At 32.7% G+C, this 5,842-nt stretch carries 8 protein-coding genes; 2 read left to right on the forward strand and 6 right to left on the reverse strand.

Annotated elements, in window-relative coordinates; all coding sequences use genetic code 11:
• Positions 1-519: 519 nt before the first annotated feature.
• The 3 genes from dnaJ to ABYI63_RS17095 form a co-directional block, all read right to left on the reverse strand.
• A complete protein-coding gene (gene dnaJ, locus ABYI63_RS17085; protein ID WP_372758074.1) occupies positions 520-1,635 on the reverse strand; it encodes a molecular chaperone DnaJ in 1,116 nt (371 codons plus the stop codon).
• Positions 1,636-1,644: 9 nt separating this feature from the next.
• Positions 1,645-2,196 carry a nucleotide exchange factor GrpE gene (locus ABYI63_RS17090; protein ID WP_372758075.1) on the reverse strand — a complete coding sequence of 184 codons (552 nt, stop codon included), beginning with the start codon at positions 2,194-2,196 and terminating at the stop codon, positions 1,645-1,647.
• A gap of 108 nt (positions 2,197-2,304) precedes the next feature.
• The gene (locus ABYI63_RS17095) at positions 2,305-2,997 is read right to left on the reverse strand and encodes a peptidoglycan DD-metalloendopeptidase family protein (protein WP_372758076.1); all 693 of its coding nucleotides are present in this window, start codon (positions 2,995-2,997) and stop codon (positions 2,305-2,307) included.
• 186 nt (positions 2,998-3,183) lie between these two features.
• Between ABYI63_RS17095 and ABYI63_RS17100 the strand changes: the two genes are divergently transcribed.
• Positions 3,184-3,570 (forward strand): hypothetical protein, encoded by a 387-nt coding sequence (locus tag ABYI63_RS17100; protein WP_372758077.1) that lies wholly within the window; start codon positions 3,184-3,186, stop codon positions 3,568-3,570.
• A gap of 66 nt (positions 3,571-3,636) precedes the next feature.
• Positions 3,637-3,771 carry a 30S ribosomal protein THX gene (locus tag ABYI63_RS17105; protein WP_372758078.1) on the forward strand — a complete coding sequence of 45 codons (135 nt, stop codon included), beginning with the start codon at positions 3,637-3,639 and terminating at the stop codon, positions 3,769-3,771.
• A 15-nt stretch (positions 3,772-3,786) separates the two neighbouring features.
• On the opposite strand, the gene yaaA is transcribed toward ABYI63_RS17105, so the two are convergent.
• The 3 genes from yaaA to ABYI63_RS17120 form a co-directional block, all read right to left on the reverse strand.
• Complete coding sequence (gene yaaA, locus ABYI63_RS17110; RefSeq protein WP_372758079.1) at positions 3,787-4,545, reverse strand: peroxide stress protein YaaA; 759 nt, start codon at positions 4,543-4,545, stop codon at positions 3,787-3,789.
• A gap of 122 nt (positions 4,546-4,667) precedes the next feature.
• The gene (locus ABYI63_RS17115) at positions 4,668-5,174 is read right to left on the reverse strand and encodes a hypothetical protein (RefSeq protein WP_372758080.1); all 507 of its coding nucleotides are present in this window, start codon (positions 5,172-5,174) and stop codon (positions 4,668-4,670) included.
• A gap of 475 nt (positions 5,175-5,649) precedes the next feature.
• The coding region (locus ABYI63_RS17120; protein WP_372758081.1) for a transposase at positions 5,650-5,842 on the reverse strand (193 nt) is incomplete at its 5' end.

Consider the following 5,842-nt stretch of genomic DNA (forward strand, 5'->3'; position numbering starts at 1 on the left):
ACATGGTGCATCCATTTAATCATTTTAGTAAGACATTAAGTTTTTGTTATGGATGGTTCATGTGGTATTTTCTATTTTTTTTTCAAAGGATACATGGTGCATCCATTTAATCATTTTAGTAAGACATTAAGTTTTTGTTATGGATGGTTCATGTGGTATTTTCTATTTTTTTTTCAAAGGACACATGGTGCATCCGTTTTTATGATTTATTAGAAATCGAAATTCAAAAATAGACGACTCATTTTGTTTCTTATTGAATTGAAGCTTGTAAATATATTAAATGTTATGCGTGAACTTATATGAATTAGGCATATTTTATGACCTATGTCATATAAAAACAAAACCCACCCTTAAAAATATTAAGGATGGGAAAAAAAATTGCTATGAAAAAGAAAAATTACCACTAAGGTTAATTAGTGATAAACCAAATATATGTTTTTTTTTCTAAAAACTGTTAAAATTGAACAGGAACTTTTTAAAAAAATAATAGACAACATACTATTTCTTTTCATAATTATTTTAAGAAAACATATCTTTTACTTTCTCAAAAAAAGATTTGTCTGTACTATCAGGTTTTGGAGAAAAATGTTCATCATCCTGCATCGCTTCAAAAAACTCACGTTGTTGTTTGTTTAGTGTTTTAGGCGTCCAAACATTTACATGTACTAATAAGTCTCCTCTTCCATAGCCATTAATACTAGGGATTCCTTTACCACGTAAGCGCAATATTTTACCGGATTGCACACCTGCTTCCACTTTTATACGCACCTTTCCTGTTACCGTATCTATTTCCTTAGAAGTACCTAAAACAGCGTCTGGGTAACTCACGTAAAGATCGTAATGCAAGTTATCACCTTCTCGCTGTAAACTATCATGTTGTTCTTCTTCAATAACAACAATAATATCTCCCGAAATACCATTTCCAGGTGCCTCGTTACCTTTACCAGACACTTTAAGTTGCATACCATCTACAACACCAGCTGGTATTTTGATTGAAACTGTTTCTTCGGAAATTTTCAACCCTTGCGCATCGGCATCGGCAGGTTTTTTATCAATTGTTTGTCCAGCACCACCACACACATTACAAGGTGCCGAAGTTTGCATCCTACCTAAAATGGTATTTGCAATACGGGTTACCTGCCCTGATCCATTACATGTAGAACATGTTTTATAGCTGGTTCCAGGCGCTTGAATTTTACGTTTTACTTTTATTTTTTTCTCGACACCATTAGCAATTTCCTCTAAGGTTAGTTTTACGCGAATACGTAAGTTACTACCTTTGGCGCGACGTTGGCCACCACCGCCAAAACCAGAAAAACCGCCACCAAAGCCGCCTCCGCCAAAAATATCGCCAAACTGACTGAATATGTCATCCATATTCATGCCACCACCACCAAAACCGCCACCGCCTTCAAAGGCTTGATGTCCGAATTGGTCGTAACGTGCTTTTTTATCAGCATCACCTAAAACTTCATAAGCTTCGGCTGCTTCTTTAAATTTAGCCTCTGCATCCTTATCGTTTGGATTTTTGTCAGGGTGATGTTCTATTGCTTTTTTTCTGTAAGCCTTCTTTATTTCGGCAGCACTAGCACCTTTACTAATACCTAATATATCGTAATAATCTCTTTTTGCCATCTTTAAGTTTTATTGCCCGATTACAACTTTAGGGAAACGAATTACTTTTTCACCTAGTTTATATCCTTTTTCAATTACATCGATAATCTTACCTTTTAAATCATCGGTTGGAGCAGGGATTTGAGTAATAGCTTCGTGGTTATCCGCATTAAACGCATCACCTTTTTCTACAGCTATCACTTTAAGTCCTTTTTGTTCAAGTGTACTTACCAATTTGTTATAAATTAATAATACCCCTTTACGTAAAGCTTCCGCTTCTTTATCTTCGTCAATATGACTTAGTGCACGCTCAAAATCATCAAGAATTGGCAGTAATGTTTTGATAACATCTTCACTCGCTGTTGAAAACAACTCAATACGTTCTCTTGACGTACGCTTTTTATAATTTTCAAACTCCGCAAATAAACGTAAAAATTTATCTTTTTCCTGCTTTACTTCCGCTTGAAGCTTCTCTTCAACTGATTGTTCCTCAACCACTTGATCTTGCACTTCAACCGTTTCATTCTCAACAGCGTCTAATTGCTCTTTTTCTATATCGTTTGTGTTTTCCTTTTTACTCATTGCTGCATCTAAATTTTTATACAAATACTTTAATTGTTTGGCAAAATTACTGCCATTATTTACAAAATGTCATAATGTCACTGTTTTTTTTAATGCCAACTTACATTATTACACCTCTAACTTCAAGAGTAAATTAGGATTTGGACAGTTCTTTAGGAAAAAATCTAAATTTTTTTTATTACATACTCCAGGATAATCACCTTTATAATTCTCAATATCTCTGATTATTTGAAAATGCAAGTGTGGTGGGTAATCCCCATTAATTTCAGCACTTCCCAAAGTTGCCAATTGGAAGCCTTGTTTAAAAGATTGTCCAACTTTAAGATCTCGAATAGAATCTAAACTTAAATGCCCATAAAGAGTATAGAAAACTTCCCCTTTAACCTCGTGTTTTAGAATAATAGTTGGGCCGTAATCGCCAAAATTGGTATTGTTTTTAAAGCTATGCACAGTGGCATCTAATGGCACAAAAACAGGTGTATTAGCTCTACACCACAAATCGATTCCGATATGAATATTTCGTTCTGTTTCCAATTCTGAATTGAAATGATTACTGCGCTTATAAATGGCTCGAGTTTCATTGTAACCTCCAAAAGCAATTTGGCCATGATGGGCATTTATGTGTTTCGTAATGTAGTGATCTAGCTCTGAAGAAGAGGTGATATCCACCAACTGTAAATCTGTATTAGTTACTGACAAATTAAGCGGAATGTAATTCGGGTTTTCAATGGAGGCTTGAAAAACTCGAATTGGCATCGGACTTATTTCTAACAAAAACGTGGTAAAATTTTCGGGGTTCACTGGAAATGTGTTTTTTTCAAATGTATGAAAGTTGCGCAAAATTCAAACCAATCAAATTTAGGTATTCTAATAATAAATGAGAAACTCTTGGGACACCTTAAAAATCATTACAAAACCTTAACATTCCGTTAATTAGAAATTACAATTGATACTTTAAATTTATTACTCAACCAAAGCATAAAACAGATGAAACTTGAAACAGTAGAAGATTTTCTAAAAAAGTTTGATTACAGTTACGAAAAGCGCCAAAACGAATTGATAGTTGACATCGATTTTTCTCAGAAAATTCTAATAGACTTTTCAAATCCTGATGGTGTTGAAATGACCAATAAATTGATAGGCTGGAATTTTTTAACTGGTATTATTCCATCAAAAATTAAAAATGCCATAGTGATAAACTTAATAGCAGGAATTATTACAAGTTTAATTATTTCATTATACGACACAAAATCTGGCTTATTCTTCTTTTTAGGTTTTATGCTATGGCTATTAGTGTGGTTTACCTTCTATTATTCTCAATTTGATAAATTAAAACAATTTTTAAATAACTGGAAAGAAGAAGTGCAAAACTAATTTTGGTTTTTAAGTAATTTGCATACCAATTCCATTTTTCGTATTTTATTCTAAAATTTATAAATTATGGGAAAAGGAGATAAAAAAACTAAACGTGGAAAAATTAACAGAGGAACTTTTGGAGCTAGACGCCCAAGAATTAAGAAGAAACCATCTGTAGAAACCAAAATTAGTATTGACAAAAAGGCTATTGTTAAGTAGGTGTAAACTTTAAACTTATCTAATAAAAATTAGTTCATTTTCAGTTGACATCGGTTCGCTGAAATTGTAGCCTTCATAATTAAATGCCTTAATATCATCTATGGTTTTCGCATTAGTATCTACTACATAGCGAGCCATTAAACCACGGGCTTGTTTTGCAAACGTCATAATCATTTTGTATTCGCCGTTTTTAAAGTCTTTAAAATTAGCCGTAATAACGGGTACTTTTAAGGCTTTGGTGTCCACTGCTTTAAAGTATTCATTACTTGCTAAATTTAAGAACACTTCGTTGGCTTCCAATTCGTCATTTAGAGCTTTCGTGATGGTTTTTTGCCAAAATTCATATAGGTTTTTATTTTTACCCACCGGGAATTTTGTTCCCATCTCCAAGCGGTAGGGCTGAATTAAATCTAGCGGCTTTAAGAGTCCGTACAAACCTGAAATAATTCGTATGGTATTTTGAGCCCTTTCAAGAGCATCTTCAGGAATTGTATAACTATCTAAACCTCGGTAAACTTCACCACTGAAGGCATACATTGCAGGACGTGCATTATCTGCTGAAAATGGTAACGCCCAAGACTGATTACGTTCATAATTTAATTGACCTAAGGCATCAGAAATACGCATAAGTTCGGATAAACCTTTGGCTGATTTCTTTTTAAGCAATTTATTTATACGCTCCGAATGGTTTAAAAACTGCGGTTTACTATACTGGTTTGTTGGTAACTTAGTTTCAAAATCTAAGGACTTTGCTGGCGATATTACTAACTTCATATTCTATGTATTTTTACGAAATCAAAGTTACAATTATGACGCAATAATTGAAACTATGCTAGCAATTATTTGTTGATGATGGCATAGGAATTATTAATTATGAGGGCGATTGATGCTCGTTCTTATAAGTTGCTTATTTCATTTAAAATGCTGAAAAGGCTATTTAAATCGCTATATGATTCTGTAAGGTTTCTTATTCCTTCTTCTTTAACCTCAAACTCGAATTCTCCTATTATTTTATTAAAACCCGTTACAAAAACTTCCATTTTAAATTGAACATTTAATTTCGAATAATCAATTTGGTTATTTTTAATTGCGAAATTTTCTTCTATTTCAAGACCTTTTATTGGTTTATCTTTTTTTAAATAAATAACTCTTGAATAGTTGCCATAAGAAGCATCAAATTGTTCTTCAATTTTTACAATTTGGTTTTCTGATTTCCAAACTCTTAATACAACTTGTTGGTTAATTTGACTTCCGGTTACTTTACACCAATCGTACTCAATTAACTTCAAATTAGTGCAAGAATCAATATGATCAACATATTTATTAATGTCTTCAATTGTAACTTTTTGAGAATAAGCCGTAACAGTTACAACTAAAAATAGGGGTATTAAGTTAAACCGCATATACTCATTTTTAATCTATAAACTAGTTTTATTTTTTCTTAGCATTTTAGAGGTAGTCTTTGGTAAATGTAATTAATTATCGCAAGTAAAAAATGAGAAAGAAGGTAGTTTTATTAGCAGTATAAATAAGTTGATATACCAAACGCTTTGAAAACAACTTACACATTGCATCGTTCCTTGCAATGATGTTGCAATAAACTGTATAGTTTATTTTAGGCACTAGCTGCAAACGAACACGAACCTTTTGGAAAAGAAATAATTTGACAGGTTGTGTGCGTTAGGGATTGCAGCGACATCCTTTTTAAAACTTGAATGCGAAATATATGGAATGAATTAAACATTGGAAATTAGTATCGTTTTTGCTGATAAACTGAAGTTTTAAAAAGATATAGCGGAAAGCCCGCCCCTTGTGGTAACGCCCAAAACGACACTATCCTAAAATCTGTGTAAGTTCAAAATTTCAGGGTTAGATTATTTATAGTTTAATCCTGTTTTCAAATATAGCTAAAAATTGATTTAGTATAATGCCCCAGTTCCTAATAGGCATTGTCCATTTTTTAGTACTTTCATTTAGTGCCAAAAACACGGATTTCATAACAGCTTCATCTGTTGGGAATGAGAGCTTATTTTTTGTGTATTTTCTAATCTTTCCATTAAGATTTTCTATC

The organism is Mariniflexile sp. (assembly GCF_041583155.1).
GTDB lineage: Bacteria > Bacteroidota > Bacteroidia > Flavobacteriales > Flavobacteriaceae > Mariniflexile.

Coding starts and splice junctions, on each gene's coding strand:
- ABYI63_RS17115 (WP_372758080.1), bottom strand. CDS start 5,174: ATGCGGTTTAACTTAATACCCCTATTTTTAGTTGTAACTGTTACGGCT.
- ABYI63_RS17100 (WP_372758077.1), top strand. CDS start 3,184: ATGAAACTTGAAACAGTAGAAGATTTTCTAAAAAAGTTTGATTACAGT.
- ABYI63_RS17105 (WP_372758078.1), top strand. CDS start 3,637: ATGGGAAAAGGAGATAAAAAAACTAAACGTGGAAAAATTAACAGAGGA.
- ABYI63_RS17090 (WP_372758075.1), bottom strand. CDS start 2,196: ATGAGTAAAAAGGAAAACACAAACGATATAGAAAAAGAGCAATTAGAC.
- dnaJ (WP_372758074.1), bottom strand. CDS start 1,635: ATGGCAAAAAGAGATTATTACGATATATTAGGTATTAGTAAAGGTGCT.
- yaaA (WP_372758079.1), bottom strand. CDS start 4,545: ATGAAGTTAGTAATATCGCCAGCAAAGTCCTTAGATTTTGAAACTAAG.